This window comes from Oceaniferula flava (assembly GCF_016811075.1).
Taxonomy (GTDB): domain Bacteria; phylum Verrucomicrobiota; class Verrucomicrobiia; order Verrucomicrobiales; family Akkermansiaceae; genus Oceaniferula; species Oceaniferula flava.
Genome location: NZ_JAFBGL010000007.1, coordinates 64039 through 83377 on the forward strand (window position 1 = coordinate 64039; position 19339 = coordinate 83377).

The window sequence follows — 19339 nt, forward strand, 5'->3', positions numbered from 1 at the left end:
ACATAAGGCTTTACCGAAACCGCTCTACCATGCTATTTTTGGCGGGTCGTTCAAAGGAACTTCCCCAAATCCGGACACACAGCATGAAAAATATTCGCCTTGTTATCGTCGTTAATTCATTGGTTCTGGCTGCATGGCTCGGCGCCTCTTTTGTCACCGAGGTCTCCATCAGCACAGATCAGCAGCAAGCGGCGAAGCCGGCCCTGAGCGATGCCGTGAAAGCCACGGTCAAAGCATCCAGCGAAAGCCTCAAGACACCACTGCCAGTGGCGCACATGAAGTAGTCTCGCTTTCATTCACAATTCCGCCAGCGAGTGGAATGCATCTTCAGACCGGCCACGCCGGTCTTTTTTGTGCTCACTAGGTTCAAAAAAAATTGAACTCAACTGCTTAGACAGCTAGTCTGCTTGTCATGAGCGCCAACGACTGCCCATCCTCCGAGACCCGGATCATTGACGATCGATTGCTTGCCTTTTTCCAAGATGCGGTGCGTCTTCTGGGGCTACCCAAGTCCGTAGGCGAGATTTATGGCGTGCTCTACGCCTCACCTACCCCCTTGACGATGATTGACTTGGTCGATCGACTCGGCATCAGCAAGGGATCAGCCAGCCAAGGGCTGAAAATGCTTCGCACTCTGGGAGCAGTGCGCGAAGTGGATTTCAAAGACGATCGGAAAACGTATTTCGAAGCCGATGTGGAACTCAAAAAGCTGGTGGGTGGTTTCATCCGCGAGCAAATCCGACCGCATCTCACCAGTGGCAAGGAGAAGCTCAAGGAAATCCGCTCAGAGGCGCAGCACATCGAGGACCCCGAGTTGCGCGCGTTTTATGACGAACGGATCGAGCGCCTTGAACGGTGGTCAGGAAAAGCCAATTTGGTGCTCCCGCTCCTACAAAAGTTCTTGGGAGAATAGTGATCCAGTGCTAATCAGCCCCCACACACATGGCCGACATACAAGACAGCGACGACTCACCAGCCTGGTATTGCGTGCGCACCCAGACCAAGCGTGAACATCTGGCCGCGAAAAGCCTGAAACAGCTCGAGGGCATCGAGTCTTTCTGTCCCCGTCTACGCTACCGCAAAGCCACTCGCCGAGGGAAGATTTGGTGGGTTGAAGCCATGTTCCCTGGCTATATTTTCGCCTTTTTCTCCCGTAAACAAAGTGAGCGCCTCGTCGTGCACACCCCCGGAGTGATGAAGCTGCTAAAGTTCGGCGACTACGTGCCGGAAATCAAAGCCACCTTCGTCGCCGAGCTAGTGCGCCAAATGCAGGAGCAAGACGAGGAGGGGAATGACATGCTCACCCTGCAGCCTACCGTCAAAGAAGGCGATGAAGTGGAAATCGCCCACGGTGCCATGCAGGGGATCCAGGGCAAGGTGGTCGAGGTGTTACCGTCCCAAGAACGGGTAAAATTGCTAGTTGAATTCCTCGGTAGCGATCAACTGGTCGATGCCGATTTATTCTCCCTGCTCCTGCCCAGCAAGCCGCTGCCGGAGGACTAGAACTTAGATCCCCTTGACCAAGTTCACCGCTTCGCTGACCAGCGAGGTGATAGCATCGAACTTGCCTTCGTTGACCAGTTTGCGATCGACCATCCAAGATCCGCCACAGGCAACCACACTGGGAATGGCCAGATAATCGGCCACATTGCCGGCGTGAATCCCGCCTGTCGGCACAAAGCGCATCTCCTGATACGGAGCCGCCATGGCTTTCAATGTTTTGGCACCACCGAAGGCCTCAGCCGGGAAGAACTTCACCTGTTCCAGCCCGTAATCCATCGCCAAAGCAATGTCGGAGGGAGTAATCGCCCCCGGGATGCAGAGCACTCCGAGTTCGAGACATCGCTCGATCACCCCACGGTGCATCCCCGGGCAGATGATGTATTTCGCACCACTGTCCACCGCCATGTCCACTTGCTCAGGCTGCAAGACAGTGCCGGCACCGAGTAGGACGTCGGGGAATTGTGCAATGTTCCGCATCGCATCCAGGGCGGCAGGCGTGCGCATAGTGACCTCGGCCACCGGCAGGCCACCACTGACCAGGGCTTCAGCCAAGGGCGCGCCCTCTTCAGCTCGGTCTAACACGATCACCGGAACCAGTCGGTGACTTTTCATCTGACAAACAATATCCGCTTGTGCCTGCGTAGGGAGGTTTTCTGACATAGCGCCTTCTAGCAAAAGCGCCCTAACGTAAACCAGTGAAAAACTGCTGAAATCCAACTATGCGTGACATACCAACGCCACATCAGGATTCCTCATTGACCACCCATCCCCTCCCGTCCAATGATGATCTGAGAACATTGCACCTTTCCTATCACCCGCTCTAACTTATTTCATTATGCTCAACCACCGAACCGCTGACGACATCAGCTACAAGTCTCTCGATACCACCGGCCTGCGCGATCGATTTTTGCTGCAGGATCTTTTCACCGAAGGCCAGCTGCAGCTGGTTTACACCGATCTCGATCGCGCCATCGTCGGCTCGGCCGTGCCCACGTTAGACACCCTGACACTCAGTGCCGCAGAGGCCCTGCGTGCCGAGTATTTCTGCGAGCGCCGCGAGCTGGGGGTGATCAACCTTGGAGCCACCGGCAGCATCACCGTGGATGGGGAAAGCTACCAGCTCAGCCACACCGAGTGCCTCTACATCGGTCGCGGCAGCAAGGAAATCAGCTTCACCAGCGCCGATGCCGCCGAGCCAGCCCAGTTCTATCTGCTCAGCTACCCGGCGCACACGGATTACCCAACGGCCCACGCCAAAATCGAGGATGCGAACAAGCTGGAACTCGGTTCCAAAGCCGAGGCCAACGAGCGCCACCTCTATCAGTACATCCATGAGAACGGCATCCAGTCCTGCCAGCTCGTCATGGGTTTCACCATTCTTCAGCCCGGCAGCATCTGGAATACCATGCCGCCACACACTCACGATCGGCGCTCGGAGGTCTACGCCTACTTCGATGTGGAAAATGACCACCGCATCGCCCACTTCATGGGACATCCGGACGAGACCCGCGTGCTGTGGATGTCGGAAAAAGACATCGCGCTGTCGCCTTCATGGTCGATCCACTGCGGCGCCGGCACCGGCTCCTACTCATTCGTCTGGGGCATGGGTGGCGAGAACCAACGCTTCGATGACATGGACGGCTTCCCGCTTTCCACGCTCAAGTAATGGCAGCCTAACAAGCTGCACTCAAAACCCCTCTCCCTGGGACCCGACTCCCAGAAAACCCGCGCCGTCCAGCGGCGCCCCCACCCCTCTACCCCCTCATGAAAAAAGCCAACCTCCTCACCGGCATTCTGATCGGCGCGCTCAGCGCCAGTGCGCTCTTTGCCTATCTCGGCAGGAAACAGCTGACCGGAGGAAGTGGTGGCGGTGTCACTCAGGAGCGCAGCATCAAGGTGGCGCACAACATGCCGGTCTCCCACCCGGTGCACCGCGGAATCGAGCACTTCGCGCAACGCCTCGAGGCCCTATCCGGTGGCCGGATGAAGTGCGATGTCTTTCCGAACGGACAGCTTGGGGACGAAACGGAATACCTCGAGAAACTTCAAGCTGGCTCGCTGGATATCGCCAAGACCAGCGCCGCACCGATCGCCAACTTCGTGCCCCGCATGAAGGTCTTCAGCCTGCCCTACCTGTTCCGCGATCGTGAACATTACTGGAGTGTGTTAGACGGCGAAATTGGCAGCCATCTCCTGGAAGAACTGGAAACCCGCGACGGCGAGAACCCCTCCGGCATCCGCGGCCTGTGTTACTACGATGCCGGCAGCCGGAACTTCTACACCGTCGGCGAGGTGAAAGCTCCCGCCGATCTCAAAGGGCTCAATATCCGTGTGATGAAAGACCCGATTGCCATCGCCATGACCAGCACCCTGGGTGCCAATCCGGTGCCGATGCCCGGCGGAGAAATCTACTCCGCCCTGCAACGAGGCAACATCAACGGCGCGGAGAACAACCCCCCGACCTTTGTCGCCCAGCGCCACTACGAGGTCTGTAAGCACTTCATTTTCGATCACCACTCCCGCATCCCCGATGTGCTCAACATCAGCAGCACGCTGTGGAAAACCCTGACCGACCAGGAACGCGAGTGGGTGCTCACCGCCGCTCGCGAGTCGTCCCATTTCCAACGCAAACTCTGGCAGGCCCAATCAGACGCTGCCGTGGAGGAGATGAAGAAAAATGGCGTCAGCATCCGCGAAGCCGATATCTCCGCCTTCCAACAAGCCGCCGGCCCGTCACGCAAGGACTTCCTCACCGGTGAAGTGAAGTCCTACGCTGAAAAAATCGAGTCCGCCCAATAGCATGCTCTCCCTGCTCACCAAATCTCTCAAGTGCATCTCCGCCGCCTGTCTGGTGGTGTTGCTGCTGGCTGTGTTGTTAGGCATTCTCTCGGCCCGACTCGGCCTCGGCATCGCCTGGACCACCGAGCTGGCTGAGTTCCTGTTAGTATGGACCGTCATGTTCGGCGGAGCGCTCGCCTACCTCGAACACTCCCACCTAGGCGTCGATATCCTGGTCAACCACACCGACGATGGCACCCGCAAGTTCACCGCCAAACTCAGCCACCTGCTGATCGCACTCTTTGCCCTGCTGGTCATGGTGATCGGTGGATTCCAGCTGTTTCAAGCCCGTTGGGAATCGGCCCAGGTGCTGCCCGCGCTCGGTATTCGCAAGGCCTGGTTCTACTTCGCCGTGCCGGTCTCCGGCTGCCTGATCTTTCTCACCGCCATCCTTTACCTTGGCAAAAAACCCACCCCCAACCCCTAACAAGGAGCTCCCCCACCACTCATGACGCTCGGCCTTGCCATTCTCATCGTTGCCTTCATCAGCCTGCTGCTGCTGGAAGTTCCCGTGGCTTTTGTGGTCGGTATCGCCACCGCCTTGGCCGCTTTGGCATTAGGAAACCACGGCGTGGCCGAAGCCATCTCCAGCGACATGGCAAATGCCGTGGATGAGTTCGCCCTGCTGGCCATTCCCTTCTTCATCCTCGCGGGCGACCTGATGGGCGCGGGTGGATTGGCGCGCCGACTGATCAACTTCGCCTCGGTCATCGTCGGTCGGCTTCCCGGCGGACTTTCCATGGTGAACACCCTGAGCTGCATGCTCTTCGGATCGATTTCTGGCTCCGCCGCGGCTGCCGTTTCCTCCATTGGTAACACCCTGATCCCCGAGATGAACAAGAAGGGATACGACAAGGACTTCAACGTTGCCGTCACCACCTCCGGCTCCATCACCGGGCTGCTGATTCCTCCGAGTAATGTGATGATCGTGTTCGCCGTCGTCGCTGCGAATATTTCGGTTTCCGATCTCTTCCTCGCGGGCGTTTTTCCCGGCCTTTTGTTAGGCCTGGCACTGATGGGCGTCTGCGTCATCGTTTCATTGAAAAGAGGATACGGAGCCGCTCCAGATGCCACCTTCCCCAAGTTGTGGCCCTCTCTGGTCAGTGCCTTGCCGAGCCTGATGCTGGTGGTCATCGTCATCGGAGGGATTTTCAAAGGCTGGTTCACCGCCACCGAAGCCTCGGCCATTGCGGTAGTCTGGGCATTTTTGTTAGCCGTGGTTTTCTATCGCGAAATCCCGCTCAAAGAGCTCGGCGCCCTGATCGCCCGCTCCGCGCGCACCACCGGCGTGGTGATGCTACTGATCGCCACCAGCTCCGCGATGAGCCAGCTGCTCACCGCCGAGCGCGTGCCGCAGATGGTCAGCGCCACCATGCTGGCGCTGTCCGAGAACCCGATCTTGATTCTGCTGATCATCAATGTGGTTCTGCTGCTGGTGGGCACCTTCATGGATATCACCCCGGCGATTTTGATCTTCACACCGATCTTCCTGCCGGTCGCCATCGGCCTGGGCATGGATCCGATCCACTTCGGCATCCTGATGATTGCCAACCTTTCGATCGGCCTCTGCACGCCGCCCGTGGGCACCTGCCTCTTTGTCGGTTGCTCGGTCGGCAAGACCCGCATCGCCGGAGTCTCGCGCGAGATGATTCCCTTTTACATCGCCATGATCGTCGTGCTCATGGTCATCACCTTCTGGCCATCGCTGTCGCTCTGGCTGCCTAACTCGATTAAATAATCACCTTATGAAAGCATTCGATCTCACTGGAAAAACCGCCCTCGTCACCGGCTGCAAACGCGGCATTGGATTTGCTATGGCCGAAGGCCTTGCCGAAGCCGGAGCCGACATCATCGGCGTCTCCGCATCGCTAGAAACCTCCGGCAGCAAGATTGAGAAGGCCGTACAAGCTACCGGGAAAAACTTCACTGGCTACCAGGCAGACTTTTCAGATCGGGCATCGCTTTACGCCTTCATTGAAGCGGTGAAAAAGAACCACGGGACCCCGGACATCATCGTCAACAATGCCGGCACCATCATGCGCGCACCCGCCGCTGAACACAGCGACGAATTCTGGGACCAAGTAATCGAGGTGAACCTCAACTCCCAGTTCATTATCACCCGCGAGTTTGGCAAGGGCATGCTTGAGCGCGGCAGCGGTAAGGTCATCTTCACGGCCTCATTACTGACGTTCCAAGGTGGCATCACCGTGCCTGGCTACGCTGCCTCGAAGGGCGGCATCGGCCAGCTGACCAAGGCCTTCGCCAACGAGTGGGCCAGTCAAGGCATCAACGTGAACGCCATCGCTCCAGGCTACATCGCCACCGACAACACCGAGGCGCTGCGCGAGGACCCGGTGCGCTCCGAGCAAATCCTCAGCCGCATCCCAGCCGGCCGCTGGGGAGACGCCGCCGATTTCAAAGGCCCGATCGTTTTCCTCGCCTCCGATGCCGCCAATTACGTCAGCGGGGAGACCTTGGTGGTCGATGGTGGCTGGATGGGCCGTTAGATTCTGTTAGTTCAATTGCGCGATGAAGCCCCCACGATTAGGGGGTAATGAAACCCCCATGCAGGGGTTCGATTTCCTACGCACAAAGAAAGGTCTTCTACCAAGTATCAGGGATGATTGGATGGATTCTCCTAACACCCATCAATCCTATGAAAAAATACCTTTTACTCACAAGTATGGCACTGCCGCTGGTCATGGTCAGTTCGGTGCATGCCGCAACAACTGTTGTTTACAGCGCGGAAATAGAAATAGGCCCGTCCGGCACGCTCTTCTCGGACGCTGGCAATCGCGATAACTGGACAGGGGATGATATTGAAAACTGGCAGACACAAAGCCAGTCCGATTTGGTTTACCTGAGAAACCACAACCGTGGAGATGACACTATCAAGCGCGACAACGATGCTAATTTCTCTTATAACCTCGCTGGTGTCACATCGTTCTCGATGCAAATTGATGCCCGTGTCGATTCGTTTTGGGAAGCCGGTTTGGCCCCTTCAGCTGGTGGTGCACAGCTCCTGATCGGGGGCGATTACAACAACAGTGATGACTTCTACATCAACTTCAATGGCACGCGTTACGGCAACGACAACAACCTCGCCTCGACGGTCAATGGCAACGCCGCCAGCTTACGACTCGATTACGATGTGATCACTGGCACTGCCGACCTGATCTATGATCCGGGTGGCGTCAACGAATCGGCACTGATCACCGACCTCGCACTGAACATTTCCGCGACCCAATTACAAAACATGGACCAGCTCAGCACCCGGGCGAATACGCAATATGCGGGCGCTGGAACTTGGATGATCACCACTGTCCCTGAAGCCAGCAGCATGGCTCTTCTTGGACTTGGTGGACTGGCTCTCATGGTTCGGCGTAGGAAATAATGACTCAATCATCATAAAAAAACGCCACCCGCAAAGAGCGCGGAGTGGCGTTTTTGGTTGAAGAACGGAAATCCTCTAACGGAAGTTCTTGATCGTTTTCAAGCGATCTCTTGTGGTGGGTGCCGACTCGATTTTTTTCGCCGTTTGCTCAATCAGAGCCTTCCACTTGTTGTCGCCCTTACCGTAAGCCGCAGCGGCCTTGTTAAGCACAGGAAGAACCGACTTCGCATGTCCTTGATAACTGGCAACCACGGCAGCGGCACGTGGAATGCGGGCGTTTCTTCCCCAAGAATTTTCCGCTACCAGATCGGCGGCAATTTCCAGACCCTCTTTCAGTTTCATGCTAGCTAGCACCTCCACGCAGGAAACGCGCAGGCCGTTAGCAAACATGACATTGCCAGCCGGTGGCTCGGTGGCACGCTGATAGATTTTAGGCAGCAGCTCGACTTGCTCATCTTTCGGCAAGTAACGCACCCCCATGGCAACGCGTGAAGAAACCAAGGCGTCTTCGTCATCGAGCAGAATCATCACTCCCTGCACGGCCACCTTGCGGTCCTTGATCCCGTTAAGCAGGTCACCAATCTGTTTCCCACGTGAACCGAGTGGGAAAAAGATATCACCCAGCTTCTGAGTGAAAACCGGGTTCTCGCCCTTGGCTCTTACGAGATGGCTGAAAACAGCCTCCACAGCGCGAGGTTTATCCAAACGCGCACTGGCCTGCATGGCGGCGATACGCACTCTCAGGTCTTCGTCATCGAGCATCTTGGTGCAAATTTCATAGTCCTTGAGGGAGTTCACTGCCGCGATCCGCACGATGGGGTCTTTGGCGGCCAGAATGGTCTCGCCACCTTCCAGCAGCTTACGTTTGCGCAGCTCTTTCTCAGCACGAATGCGGGCCACGGGCGACCACGATGTCAGCGCCTTCTTCAGCACCACCTCGGAAGCGCCTTTGTAGCTTGTCCGACCAGCGTCCATGTTTTCCTTATTTTCCTCCGCGGTGAAGGCTTCGATGCTGGAGCCTTTCTTGCCAGTGAGGCGAATCACTTTGCGCGGCAGAGCGAGGTGCAAAAGGTAAGCTCCGGGGCAATCCCAACCAGAGTGAGCACTGCCCTCACGTTCATTGGGGTAACCTTGATAGGGGTATCGATGCTGGGGATCGCGGGCGAGATCGTAATACCAGCCGAACTCCTTGAGCCACATTCCAGTCGCTTCCGGACCACCGAGAGCAACGGCTGGCAAGGACCAGAACATGTTGAAAAAGTTGCCGGTGTGACCCTGTTCGCGGTCGCTGCCGTAGGACGCCATCGCGGTGCGAGTGTAATATTTCGTCGCCCGGCTATCCTCCAAGAAGTTGAAGAATAACGCGCTGGCTGAGTTCTTGCCATTGTCATCGTGACCATACTGCGTGGTAGGTGGTCCATCACCGTAGGGGATGGCACCGAGGCCTACGTGACGACGGAAAAAGTGAGCGCTCTCGGTGATGCATTTGTCCAGGTTGGGAACATCGACACCGCACTCGCGAGCGAGCGTCAGCGACATCACCACCGGCACACCCACGGCATTGACCGCGCCGTAACCGCGCAGGCGATGGTTGGTGGGATCGACAAAACTATGTCCCCAAGTGCTCAGAGGACCACGGCCATCGACCAGGTATTTGCTGAGACGTTTGATCTCCGGCAGCACTTTCTGATCGTTTGTCACCAGATAATATTCGCTAAGGAAGAGGTTCGCGAAGGCGAAGTGCCAGCACGGCAGGCCGATCTCGGGCGACACGGGACGGCTGACCATGCGGTGGGCGTAGTCCTTGAGCTGCTCCATGTATTTTTCCTCGCCGGAAGCCAGCAAGGCCAGCGCATTAATGTGCGTGGGGATATCGGTGCGCTTGAGACCACGTTTCGACAATGCCTCGCAACCTTGATCGAAGAGAATGCGGGACTTTTCGCAATCATAGGGCGCGGTGGCGGAAAATGCCGGCAGCTTTGGCAGGGTGATGCTTACCTGCTCGGTTTTCCCCTGACGGAATCGCTGCAGCACCAGTTGACCATCGGCCGCCTGAGCCGTGCCAAGGGCTTTGGCAAATGCAATCCGCGCATCGCTGCTGAATGCCTGGTCGCCGATTCCGACGATGACATCTCCTTTTTGCAGCACCCCGGAAGCAGGAGTCCCGGAGGAAACCTGGGTGATTAAAATTTGGCGTGAAGGCCTGGTATTGCCTTCGGACGCCAGACCTTTTCCGATCTGACACCATCCACGCGCCCCCGTTGGCCCGAGTGTCCAGTCGTGAGAAGCCCCCCTCGGCAGTTTGTCACCTGCGGTGAAATCATAGATGGTAGAGCTGATCGCCGGATCCCTGGCAGCATCAGCAGCAGGCATGAGCGTGAGCGAGGCAAGCACGCATGCCGCACTTACTAAGCGGCGTGAAAATAGTTGATTCATAGGCATTTGAGCAGTGCTTATAACACGGACCTGTGTCTTTGTCTAGATCGCAAGACAGAGCTCATTTTATAACCCATTGAAGGTGAGTTTTTGATGAAAGATAGACGCCGTGCTCACAGGGTTGCCCTGCCCTCACTGCTACATCCGGAAAATACTGCCGCCCTTTTTCCCCATGATCACGAAGGCGCCCATGATGGAAATGCCGAGGAAAATCATCGCCCAGACGCCAAGGGCGGAGGCAAGTTCGTGACCCGTCCCCAGAGTGCTGAGCAGGGAGTAGATGGCCTTGGTGATAGGATAATGCTCGGCCTGCTGCGCGAGGATGAGGCTATCGGACACCTCTAACATAGCGAAGGCAAAGGCGAGGATGCCACCGGCCACCAAGTTCGCCCCGATCAATGGGATGGCTACACGCCGCATGGTGCGGGCCGGCGAAGCCCCGAGCGATTTGGCCGCTTCCTCCAGGGTGATGTTGCTCTGTTGCAGACCCGCCACGGCAGCGCGCACCACGTAGGGAAGTCTCCTCACCGCATAAGCGGCAATCAGGAGGAAGATCGGATTGTTCGATGGCCCCACCAACCAATGCAGAGGCTCCCCTTTTTGAGTGATGGCAATGTAACCGAAGGCCAACACCAGCCCCGGCACTGCAAGCGGCAACATCATCACCGCATCGAGCAACACCCGACCACGAATCGTGCTGCGCACCACCACCCAGGCGATGGCTGTGCCCAGAATAACATCTAACAAAGTAGATCCCGTGGCGTAGATCAGGCTGTTTTTGATCGATGGCACCACCAGGGGATGACCGAGGGCCTCGTTGTAGTGCGCCATGGTCATCGACTCTGGGAAAATCGTCCCATACCAGTCGCCAGAGACCGAGAGAAACAGGACACCCAAGTGCGGCACGCAGGCGATGAAAAACACCGTCATGAAACCCGCCGCCAGCGCCCATCCTTTTTTAGCCGAGAGCGTGGCTTCACTGGCGTGCGTTTTGGGTCGTGGAGCCGTGCCCAGTCCAGAACGACCCAGCACCACCTTGGAAACCGCAAATACAGAAGCGGAAACAATCAGCATAATGCCAACCAGTGCGTAGGGCATGGGATTGGCATTGAGATCTTTGATACCATCGTAAACCTGCACAGAGGCGACCCGTGTGTAATCGAAAACTAAGGGCACGCCGAGCTCGGTGAATGACCAAATAAAGACAATGGCCGCCCCAGCAAAGACACCCGGCATGCACAGTGGCAGCGTGATTTTCCACAGTCGGCGCCATGGAGGGCAGCCGAGGTTCTGAGCAGCCTGCTCCATCGCGGGATCGAGGTGAGACAGGGCGGCAGAAATGTTCAGGTAGAGGATGGGGTAGAGGTGCAGCGCGTTCATGATGATCACGCCCCAGAGACGACCTTCTCCTAACCAATCGACCGGCGCATTGGCACTCATCAGCCCGAGATCGATGAGAAAGGCATTCAACGATCCGCTCACACCAAGGATGTGTTTGATCCCGACGGCACCTACAAAGGGAGGTAATACCAAGGGCGCGAGAATCAGGATGCAGAGCCACTTTTTCAGCGGAAAAACCCAACGGTGCGAGGCCAGCGCCAGCGGAAAGGCAATGGCAAGCGAGAGCACGGTGCTACCAAGCCCCATGACAAAGGCATTCCACAGCCCCTCCATGTAGATCGGGTTATTAAACACACCGAACACGTAATCGAGAGTGAACCCTCCGTCCTCAGCCTCGAAAGCGACAGCCAAGGTCATCGCCACGGGGTAGACAAAGAAAACTCCGAAGATCAGAACGACAACGGCGGTGATGGAATACGCGGTGGTTTTGTTCATGCTGATTACTTCCCTTCCTCCGCCAGCTCACCAGCGAGTTCATAGTTCTTTCTGAAAAGCTTGCCGAGCCGCACTGCCATCCTGGCCGTTTCCACCTTCGTCCCATCGCTGAGCTGCCTGCGGAGATCACCCATCGTATTTTGGTAGGAAACCAACGTGGTGTCGGAAAAAATCTTCGTCGCACGCTCCGGCATGCCGGCATCGGTGAGCTTCACCCAGGCTTCTTTGAGCTCTTCGTGAGCGTCCAGACAGAGCACGCGGATGACGAATTGCAAGGCCTTGAAACCTTTCCCCGTCAGGGCACGATCATAGACAAAACCGCCAGTCATCTCGTAGGGGTTCTCCTGATCGGTGAAATGTTGGAGGTTTTCCGCTGTGTAAACATCACGCCTTACCGGCATGCGCCGCAGAGCGTGGTGACGGGGACCTATCGGGCTGCCAGGCCGAGCATTCCAGAGCACTTGCCCCTGTTCGGAAACGAGGAATTCGACAAACGCCTGGGCCAGCTCCGGGTCGGGCGCACCTTTCAGCACCGCCACGGGATCGACACTCATGGAGGTGCCTCCCTTCGGTGATATCCAGTGAAGCCTGGAACTGCCATCTTCTTTCATCAGCATCTGCTCGTAGGTGCGACCGTAAAAGTCCACACACATACCCGCCGCGGCATCTCCTGAGGCCACATCGTGCGGGATCTTGGTGGAGCTGTCGGTGAAGTAGCGGGCATTGGCTCCAATTTTCTGAATCAAATTAATGCCCCGGTCCCAACCATCGTTGAGCACGCGTGCCTGGAATCGGTCCGGAGTCTCGCCGGGTGCCACTTTTGCTGTGGCGGCCGCCTCATGCATCTGCTGCTGGATCAGCATCTCGAAGGCACGGGCCACCGAGCCACTTTTGTTAGGATCGGACAGGGCGATGCCGCCGAAATACTTGGGGTCGCCGAGGTCCTCCCAGGTTTCCGGAGGTTCCAACCCCCGGCGACGCAGCGCATCGACGTTGTAACAAATACCAAAACGCGACAAACAAACGCCCACCCAGCTGTGGTCTTCCGCGTAGTAAATCTCTCCGGAAAACGTCTGCGGCAGCGCGTCTTCACCGAACCACTCAGGGTGCGACTCGAAGACATCGAGTTTGGCGAAGCGATCTTTCTCCGCCTGAATGCGAAACTCGTAATCGCCGCCACCGAAGAAAATATCGATTTCCACCCCTGTGTCGCCAGTTTTCTTCGCCGCGGCAAAGCGTCCATCCAAGATCTTCCTGATCTCGGAGGTGCCGCCCGGGGTGAGCCAGTTCACGTAGACGGTCTCGCCATGTTCTTCCTGCCACCATGCTTGGAATGCCTCGCCAAACTCACGGCGGATGGTCTCGTTATGAGGTGTGATGATGGTGATTCGGCGGTCGGCATTTTCCGCGGTAATCTTCCCCGTGCCGGCTTTGCGGCTCATCAGCAAAGGAGTCGCCACGCAGATCACCAGCGCCAGGGCGACTAGAGATTTACTATTCACCCAAGGGGCAAGGTGTTGATGAAGTTTCATGCCTTGAGAATAATCACATCTGCAGGGTCGGCGGTGAGCACAATATCATCGCCATCTTCTCGGATCACATGGGGGTTGGTTTCAGTGACGGACCAGAGGTGATCACCTGCAGCGGCAACGCGATATTGGATGTGGCTACCCAGATACATGCGATCCTTAATCTTACCACGAATACGGTTAATCGGCACTCCGGAATAATCCACGAAAAGCGCTTCCGGACGAATGGAAACCAGCACCTTCGAGCCCTCTTTTGGTCGCCAGCCTCGACGACTGATCCTGCCGTTGAAGCGCCCCATCGGGCTGGAAACACTCAAGCCAAGCTCATCGTCATCGCGGACGATGCGGTCAACGGTCGCTTCGATTAAGTTTGTCTCACCGATGAAACCCGCGACGTGAGCGCTCAATGGATTTCGATAAATATCATTAGGCGTGCCCATCTGCACCACTCTGCCAGCATCCAGCACTGCCATGCGGTCGGCCATTGAAAGGGCCTCTTCCTGATCGTGAGTTACGTAGACACCTGTGAGGTTGTTCTCTTTCACAATCCGCCGAATCTCACGGCGCATTTCCAACCTTAATTTGGCATCCAAATTAGATAACGGCTCGTCGAGGAGGAGACACTTCGGCTTGACCACCAGGGCACGAGCAAGGGCCACGCGCTGCTGCTGGCCGCCAGACATGTGATCGATCCGGCGATCATTGTATCCTTCCAAATGGACCATCGCCAGAGCCTCGTCCACCCGTTGAGTGATTTCCTTACGGGGCACCTTGCGCTCCTCAAGCCCGAACGCGACATTCTCCCCCACGCTCATGTGGGGCCAGAGCGCATAGCTTTGGAATACCATGGCAGCTTCCCGTTTATGGGTTGGTAGCCCAGTGACATCGCGATCGCCATAAAGCACTCGTCCAGAGTCCGGGTTTTCCAGACCGGCAATACAACGCAGCAGCGTGGTCTTGCCACAGCCACTGGCGCCCAGCAGGAAAAACAGCTCGCCTTTTTCGATGGTGATACTTGCTTGGTCCAAGGCCTTCGTCTCGCCAAAGTTCTTCACCAGTGATTCTGCACGTATCGCATCCATATCCGTCATATATCTTCTAAAGCCCCCTTCAGCAATGCAAGCATAGAACTGCGGCAATACTGTTGTGTGAATCTCATTGAGAAAAACTGCAATCCAGAGCGTATCTATCAGGAGCTAGATCCCCGCGCCTGCCAAATCACGCGAGCTCCCGCAGCATATAATCGCCATTTTTTCGCATAGATCCTACGTCGGCACGTCTACACCCTGAACAACATTCCACAACACCATGTCTGACCAAACAACCACCGATTCCACATCTCCCTACACCACTCCGGAAACCACCGCGCCAGCAGCCACACCGGCTGTCGCTGGCAGCGCAGCTCAAGCCACTCTCGGCCAGCGCGCCGGTGCTTACCTCATTGACGTCATCCTTGCGAGCATCGTAGCCGGCATCCTCTCGTCACTTGTAGGACAAGTCTCCTCCATCCTCGGCTCCCTGCTTTCCTTCACTGGTATCGCCTACGTCTTGGTGCGTGACTCACTGCCACAAACTGATGGCCAGAGCATCGGTAAGAAACTTCTCGGTCTGCGCGCCGTCACCAGCGATGGCCAAAGCCTGAGCGGCAACTGGCAGCCCGGCCTACTGCGCAACGTCATCCTGGTCATTCCCTTCATGGCCCTGGTTGAACTGATCGTCCTGATCACCAAGAAAGATGCCCCCGAAGGGCTGCTCCGTCTCGGTGACCAGTGGGCAAACACCAAGGTCATCCAGGTGCCTAAGTAAGCTTTTTCCATCGTAGAAAAACCCCAAAAACTCTCGGTCGTGTGTGTGTCGGCCGGGAGTTTTTTCTTTTTGATTTCCACACGAGCCCATCGCGAGCACAATCAGTCCCCTGATGAAAAAGCTCATCCCCTTGGTCATTCTCGCCTGTGCCGTCGCGGCCGTCTGTGCTGTGCTTTTCAATCCATCGGAAAGCAAGCGGATCACCAGACCCGATGGCGCCTTCACCGCCGTGGTTAGCTATCGTAACTATCAGACTTACCTGCCCTCGGCACCGGGCGACAGCGGCGGCATGCCCGGGTTCATCACGATCTACGACCGCAGCGGCCAGTCTTACGGACGCATCCCCTTGTCGAAAATTAGCCAGGCCAACGAACTGCAGTGGACCGATACCGGTGCCATCATCCCCGGCTATTGCAACTGGGAGTTTTCATCTCGAAGCTACCGCGTGTTGGATGAGGACCACGCCCGGCAAGAATCCGACCCATCGCGCTAATACCGGCTAACGTCAGCCATCCCCCCCTTATCAATCACTCCCAGCCATGGCGGACCTATCTTCCATTCTTCTCGTGATCATGGTTCCTGCACTCATGCTCGGCTTTGTTGGGTTCTGGTGCTTGGTATGTTGGCTGCTTGGGCAGATAAGTGGTTGGAATCAGCTGGCGAAACGTTACCGAAATACGGAACCGTCTGATGGATACGCCCGCTACATGGCCAGCGGGTCGGTGGGGCTGGTCAACTATAGCAACTGCCTCAACCTCAGATCATCGTCTGACGGCTTGAGCCTTTCCGTCTTTCCCATCTTTCGCCCGGGTCATCCACCCGTGTTGATCCCCTGGGACGATCTGAACAACCCAACTGTCCGATCTTTTCTCTGGCTTCAATCGGTTAAGTTAGACGTGGGATCCCCTCGCATCACCAGCCTAACACTCTCGAACAAAGATTTTGAAAATCTACAGAAGCATGCTCTTTGAAGTCAGCTTTATGAATAGAATACTGACACAATTTTATAACAGACAGCCGAGAGCGTTTGTCTAACATCCCAGTATGAACCCTATTCTAGTAGTCAACGACGACAGCAGTCTCCTCGCCGATATCACCAAAATCCTCAAGGAGGGTGGTTATTTCCACATCGCAGCCTCCAGTGGCCAGCAAGCGCTGACGATGGCATCCGGTTACGATTTCCCCCTCGCCATCCTCGACCTGAAACTGGCTGATATGGATGGTGACGAGCTCTATCAGAAACTGCTGAAATCCGAATCGCATTACACCCTGCCCGTGGTCGCCCTCGTCGACTCACTCGATGCCGAGGAAGTCGCCGTGGTGAATCGATTACTCCCTCAAGGCCAGGTGACCCTACTTTCCAAGCCACTGAAAAGGGAATGGTTAGAAGACCTGTTCGAACGCTACGGCGAGAAGAAGAGCTAAGGTGACAGCCGTCTCTGCCAATCTGCGGAGGGAACATCGTGAGCGTTCGCTATCGAACATCACGCCATATGCGGATCGCCTCCTCACGAAACCACCGACCTCAACAAAAAAGCCCCCAGGTGCATCACCTGGGGGCTTTGAAATTGGATAGGATCGTTAGACCTTAGAATTTGTAGTCCAGGTAGAACTGGAACTGGCCACCTTTGTCAGCCTCTTCGTCAGGTGACTGAAGTGGGATGGCGTAATCGATGGCGAGCGGGCCGAAAGGAAGGTTCAGGCGGAGGCCCACACCCGCATCGTGGTAGAGATCGCTGCCGAAGTCCCAGGACTTGGCGTTGACCAGACCGATGTCGTAGAACACCGCACCACGGACACGCTCGATGAGCGGGAAGGTGTATTCCACAGTGGCGTAGGCCGAGGTGTTACCACCGAAGACTTCCTCCGTTGTGGCGTCACGGGGACCCACGTCACGGTTGTCAAAACCACGCAGGTTGTGAGGTCCGCCGAGGAATTCACGATCGAAGATTGGCACCATGTTGCTGTCGCCGTGGGTATCAGCCACGCTGAAAGCACCGCGAAGGTTCAGGATGCTGTCGCCCCAGAGGTTCCAGTGTTTGGCGCCGGAACCTTGAACGATGAAGACATCCACATCACCACCGATAAATCCACCGGCGTAGGTGACACCGAGGTCGATCTTGTGACCCTTACGTGGCAGCTGGTTGCTGTCGCGGCTATCGTAAACGTAGTTGAAGCTCAGAGCACTGCGGATAAAGTCACCGTCTTCGGCCATGAATACGGCGGAAGTATCGCTTTCGGCATCAATGGTGATTTTCTCCAGGCGATATTCACCTTTGATGTAGGCGCGTTTGCTGACCGGCTTCCTGAGGGAAACGGCAGCACCGTATTGGCTCTGCTCATATTCGGAGCTGTAGTAGAGCGCATCGCGGTAGAAGAACTCAGTGCCGAGCGCAAGACGCTGGCCGAGGAACCATGGTTCCACCCATGACAGGCGGAAATCGGTGCGCTCGCTACCGAGCTGCAGTTTGGCACCGAAACGCTGACCGGCACCGGTGAAGCTTGGCCAGTTTCCAATGTCGAAGTTGGTTTGCTCCAAGTTAACGTAACCGACGATGCTATCGACGGAGCTGAATCCGAGACCGAAGCTGATCGAACCAGTCTTCTTCTCGTTCACCTGAATGCTGACGTCGCGGTAGCCAGCTTGATTGCTTGGGGAGGCACCCACTTGCACATCGTTGAAGTAGTTCATGTTCTTCAGACGGCGGCGGGTGGTATCGAGCTCAACGGAGTTATAATACTCGCCGGGCTTCAGAGGAACTTCGCGGCGGATGACGCGGTCCTGAGTCTTGTCATTACCTTCGATGGTGATGCGGCCAACACGGTAGCGACGACCCTCAGTAATGCGGTAAGTGATGCTAACGCTGGTAGCAGTGACGTTGCGGATGTCAGGGCTGACAGCGGCATCGGCATAACCACGGGAGCCGTAGTAGCTACGGATGCTGGTGATATCTGCGCGCATCTTGCTCAGTGAGTAGCCGTCACCGGCATTCAGGGTGAGTGCGGGTGCCAGATCGGCAGGTTTGAAAACGGTCATTTTTCCGAAGCCGACATTGGCCACGGTGTATTTGGCACCTTCGTTGATGCTGATGACGAGATCCACACGCTCATCGGCAGCTGGCTCACGACGCACATCGGCCGTGGCGCGGAGGTAGCCGCGGTTGCGATAGTAGTCGAGCACACGGTCGACATCTTCTTCGAGCTTCACTACATCGATGCGGCCTGATTTAGTGAAGAAGGAGAACCAACCTTTCTGCTTGGTTTTCATCTCGTTGCGCAGAACGTGAGAGGCAACCGAGTTATTTCCTTCGAAACGAATCTCATCAACTTCGGCACGAGCACCCTCGTTGACAATGAAGACCAACTCAGCTGTGCCAGCGGCAGCCGCTGGCTGAATGCGGTGGGAGACACTGACATCGGCGTAACCAAATCCACGGTAGTGCTCCTGAATGTTGCGGCGAGCAGTCAGGATCGCTTCATCGCTCATCACACCACCAGCTTTCAGCTTGGTGACGTTGGCGAGTTTACGCTCACTGAAGCGTGTGTTGCCAAGAAAACCAACAGCCACAATTTTTCCACGTGTTTTAACTTCGGCGATCACCTTGACTCCGGAGCCGACAGCTTCAGCGAAGAAACGGACATCGTCTACCAGACCACTGGCGTAAAGGCTGCGAACATCGTCATCGAGACGAGCTGCGCTGTAATTCTGACCGGCGCGGACTGCCATGTTGCCGCGGATCCGGGCTTCATCCACAGTGCGTGGGCCGACGTAGCGGACGGCCACAGACGTGATCTTTTTGCCTTCAAAATTTTGCGCATTTGCGGTGGTGGCGCTGGCCACTAACATCATGAGCCCCGTCAGCACCAGGAGTGACTGAGAGACGCGTTGGGTGATACCTTTAAACATTCTTCGTGTGGATATGGGTTGGTTGGCCGCCAGTAGGCCACCTAACAACTATCCAGTCAAGGTCAATCAGCAGGGAATCGATTGCGCCCA

General features: G+C 56.5%; 19 protein-coding genes. 13 read left to right on the top strand and 6 right to left on the bottom strand.

Going from position 1 to position 19339, the window contains the following annotated elements; genetic code table 11:
- The first annotated feature begins 83 nt into the window (after window positions 1-83).
- The 3 genes from JO972_RS11295 (at window position 84) to nusG (ending at window position 1503) form a co-directional block, all read left to right on the top strand.
- Entirely contained in the window at window positions 84-284 is a 201-nt protein-coding gene (locus JO972_RS11295; RefSeq protein ID WP_309490157.1) for a hypothetical protein, read from the top strand.
- A 128-nt stretch (window positions 285-412) separates the two neighbouring features.
- Window positions 413-913: a GbsR/MarR family transcriptional regulator gene (locus JO972_RS11300; protein WP_309490158.1), complete on the top strand. Its 501-nt coding sequence runs from the start codon at window positions 413-415 to the stop codon at window positions 911-913.
- A gap of 29 nt (window positions 914-942) precedes the next feature.
- Window positions 943-1503, top strand: a complete 561-nt coding sequence (gene nusG, locus JO972_RS11305; RefSeq protein ID WP_309490159.1) for a transcription termination/antitermination protein NusG — start codon at window positions 943-945, stop codon at window positions 1501-1503.
- A gap of 3 nt (window positions 1504-1506) precedes the next feature.
- Here the strand turns inward: nusG and eda are convergent, their stop codons facing one another.
- Complete coding sequence (eda, locus tag JO972_RS11310; protein ID WP_309490160.1) at window positions 1507-2163, bottom strand: bifunctional 4-hydroxy-2-oxoglutarate aldolase/2-dehydro-3-deoxy-phosphogluconate aldolase; 657 nt, start codon at window positions 2161-2163, stop codon at window positions 1507-1509.
- A gap of 175 nt (window positions 2164-2338) precedes the next feature.
- On the opposite strand from eda, the gene kduI reads away from it, so the two are divergent.
- The 6 genes from kduI to JO972_RS11340 all read left to right on the top strand — a co-directional run bounded on the left by kduI (window position 2339) and on the right by JO972_RS11340 (window position 7735).
- Complete coding sequence (gene kduI / locus JO972_RS11315) at window positions 2339-3169, top strand: 5-dehydro-4-deoxy-D-glucuronate isomerase (protein ID WP_309490161.1); 831 nt, start codon at window positions 2339-2341, stop codon at window positions 3167-3169.
- 98 nt (window positions 3170-3267) lie between these two features.
- Window positions 3268-4302 (top strand): TRAP transporter substrate-binding protein, encoded by a 1035-nt coding sequence (locus tag JO972_RS11320; RefSeq protein WP_309490162.1) that lies wholly within the window; start codon window positions 3268-3270, stop codon window positions 4300-4302.
- Between the two features lies 1 nt (window position 4303).
- Complete coding sequence (locus JO972_RS11325; protein WP_309490163.1) at window positions 4304-4768, top strand: TRAP transporter small permease; 465 nt, start codon at window positions 4304-4306, stop codon at window positions 4766-4768.
- Between the two features lie 21 nt (window positions 4769-4789).
- The gene (locus JO972_RS11330; protein ID WP_309490164.1) at window positions 4790-6079 is read left to right on the top strand and encodes a TRAP transporter large permease; all 1290 of its coding nucleotides are present in this window, start codon (window positions 4790-4792) and stop codon (window positions 6077-6079) included.
- Window positions 6080-6086: 7 nt separating this feature from the next.
- A complete protein-coding gene (locus tag JO972_RS11335; RefSeq protein WP_309490165.1) occupies window positions 6087-6848 on the top strand; it encodes an SDR family oxidoreductase in 762 nt (253 codons plus the stop codon).
- Window positions 6849-6997: 149 nt separating this feature from the next.
- On the top strand, window positions 6998-7735 hold the full coding sequence (locus JO972_RS11340; protein WP_309490166.1) for a PEP-CTERM sorting domain-containing protein: 738 nt from the start codon (window positions 6998-7000) through the stop codon (window positions 7733-7735).
- 75 nt (window positions 7736-7810) lie between these two features.
- On the opposite strand, the gene JO972_RS11345 is transcribed toward JO972_RS11340, so the two are convergent.
- The 4 genes from JO972_RS11345 to JO972_RS11360 all read right to left on the bottom strand — a co-directional run bounded on the left by JO972_RS11345 (window position 7811) and on the right by JO972_RS11360 (window position 14618).
- Complete coding sequence (locus JO972_RS11345) at window positions 7811-10108, bottom strand: DUF6288 domain-containing protein (protein WP_309490167.1); 2298 nt, start codon at window positions 10106-10108, stop codon at window positions 7811-7813.
- Between the two features lie 201 nt (window positions 10109-10309).
- Complete coding sequence (locus JO972_RS11350; RefSeq protein ID WP_309490168.1) at window positions 10310-12007, bottom strand: ABC transporter permease; 1698 nt, start codon at window positions 12005-12007, stop codon at window positions 10310-10312.
- 5 nt (window positions 12008-12012) lie between these two features.
- A complete protein-coding gene (locus tag JO972_RS11355; protein ID WP_309490169.1) occupies window positions 12013-13539 on the bottom strand; it encodes an ABC transporter substrate-binding protein in 1527 nt (508 codons plus the stop codon).
- The gene (locus JO972_RS11360) at window positions 13536-14618 is read right to left on the bottom strand and encodes an ABC transporter ATP-binding protein (protein WP_309490170.1); all 1083 of its coding nucleotides are present in this window, start codon (window positions 14616-14618) and stop codon (window positions 13536-13538) included. The genes JO972_RS11355 and JO972_RS11360 overlap by 4 nt, the downstream gene beginning before the upstream one ends.
- A gap of 226 nt (window positions 14619-14844) precedes the next feature.
- Here JO972_RS11360 and JO972_RS11365 point away from each other — a divergent pair, with 226 nt between their 5' ends.
- The 4 genes from JO972_RS11365 to JO972_RS11380 all read left to right on the top strand — a co-directional run bounded on the left by JO972_RS11365 (window position 14845) and on the right by JO972_RS11380 (window position 16767).
- A complete protein-coding gene (locus JO972_RS11365; RefSeq protein WP_309490171.1) occupies window positions 14845-15342 on the top strand; it encodes an RDD family protein in 498 nt (165 codons plus the stop codon).
- A 112-nt stretch (window positions 15343-15454) separates the two neighbouring features.
- Window positions 15455-15835, top strand: a complete 381-nt coding sequence (locus JO972_RS11370; RefSeq protein ID WP_309490172.1) for a hypothetical protein — start codon at window positions 15455-15457, stop codon at window positions 15833-15835.
- Between the two features lie 46 nt (window positions 15836-15881).
- Window positions 15882-16313, top strand: a complete 432-nt coding sequence (locus JO972_RS11375; protein WP_309490173.1) for a hypothetical protein — start codon at window positions 15882-15884, stop codon at window positions 16311-16313.
- A gap of 73 nt (window positions 16314-16386) precedes the next feature.
- Window positions 16387-16767 (top strand): response regulator, encoded by a 381-nt coding sequence (locus tag JO972_RS11380; protein ID WP_309490174.1) that lies wholly within the window; start codon window positions 16387-16389, stop codon window positions 16765-16767.
- 163 nt (window positions 16768-16930) lie between these two features.
- Here JO972_RS11380 and bamA read toward each other — a convergent pair whose 3' ends face one another.
- Window positions 16931-19249, bottom strand: coding sequence for an outer membrane protein assembly factor BamA (bamA, locus tag JO972_RS11385; RefSeq protein WP_309490175.1), 2319 nt, complete (start codon window positions 19247-19249; stop codon window positions 16931-16933).
- Window positions 19250-19339: the final 90 nt, after the last annotated feature.

What these genes read in the sequence shown, in the direction of transcription:
- JO972_RS11360 (WP_309490170.1), bottom strand. Translation starts at nt 14,618, where the DNA reads ATGGATGCGATACGTGCAGAATCACTGGTGAAGAACTTTGGCGAGACG.
- eda (WP_309490160.1), bottom strand. Translation starts at nt 2,163, where the DNA reads ATGTCAGAAAACCTCCCTACGCAGGCACAAGCGGATATTGTTTGTCAG.
- JO972_RS11355 (WP_309490169.1), bottom strand. Translation starts at nt 13,539, where the DNA reads ATGAAACTTCATCAACACCTTGCCCCTTGGGTGAATAGTAAATCTCTA.
- JO972_RS11345 (WP_309490167.1), bottom strand. Translation starts at nt 10,108, where the DNA reads ATGCCTGCTGCTGATGCTGCCAGGGATCCGGCGATCAGCTCTACCATC.
- JO972_RS11375 (WP_309490173.1), top strand. Translation starts at nt 15,882, where the DNA reads ATGGCGGACCTATCTTCCATTCTTCTCGTGATCATGGTTCCTGCACTC.
- JO972_RS11365 (WP_309490171.1), top strand. Translation starts at nt 14,845, where the DNA reads ATGTCTGACCAAACAACCACCGATTCCACATCTCCCTACACCACTCCG.
- JO972_RS11335 (WP_309490165.1), top strand. Translation starts at nt 6,087, where the DNA reads ATGAAAGCATTCGATCTCACTGGAAAAACCGCCCTCGTCACCGGCTGC.
- JO972_RS11340 (WP_309490166.1), top strand. Translation starts at nt 6,998, where the DNA reads ATGAAAAAATACCTTTTACTCACAAGTATGGCACTGCCGCTGGTCATG.
- JO972_RS11350 (WP_309490168.1), bottom strand. Translation starts at nt 12,007, where the DNA reads ATGAACAAAACCACCGCGTATTCCATCACCGCCGTTGTCGTTCTGATC.
- JO972_RS11320 (WP_309490162.1), top strand. Translation starts at nt 3,268, where the DNA reads ATGAAAAAAGCCAACCTCCTCACCGGCATTCTGATCGGCGCGCTCAGC.
- kduI (WP_309490161.1), top strand. Translation starts at nt 2,339, where the DNA reads ATGCTCAACCACCGAACCGCTGACGACATCAGCTACAAGTCTCTCGAT.
- bamA (WP_309490175.1), bottom strand. Translation starts at nt 19,249, where the DNA reads ATGTTTAAAGGTATCACCCAACGCGTCTCTCAGTCACTCCTGGTGCTG.
- JO972_RS11295 (WP_309490157.1), top strand. Translation starts at nt 84, where the DNA reads ATGAAAAATATTCGCCTTGTTATCGTCGTTAATTCATTGGTTCTGGCT.
- JO972_RS11325 (WP_309490163.1), top strand. Translation starts at nt 4,304, where the DNA reads ATGCTCTCCCTGCTCACCAAATCTCTCAAGTGCATCTCCGCCGCCTGT.
- JO972_RS11330 (WP_309490164.1), top strand. Translation starts at nt 4,790, where the DNA reads ATGACGCTCGGCCTTGCCATTCTCATCGTTGCCTTCATCAGCCTGCTG.
- nusG (WP_309490159.1), top strand. Translation starts at nt 943, where the DNA reads ATGGCCGACATACAAGACAGCGACGACTCACCAGCCTGGTATTGCGTG.
- JO972_RS11380 (WP_309490174.1), top strand. Translation starts at nt 16,387, where the DNA reads ATGAACCCTATTCTAGTAGTCAACGACGACAGCAGTCTCCTCGCCGAT.
- JO972_RS11370 (WP_309490172.1), top strand. Translation starts at nt 15,455, where the DNA reads ATGAAAAAGCTCATCCCCTTGGTCATTCTCGCCTGTGCCGTCGCGGCC.
- JO972_RS11300 (WP_309490158.1), top strand. Translation starts at nt 413, where the DNA reads ATGAGCGCCAACGACTGCCCATCCTCCGAGACCCGGATCATTGACGAT.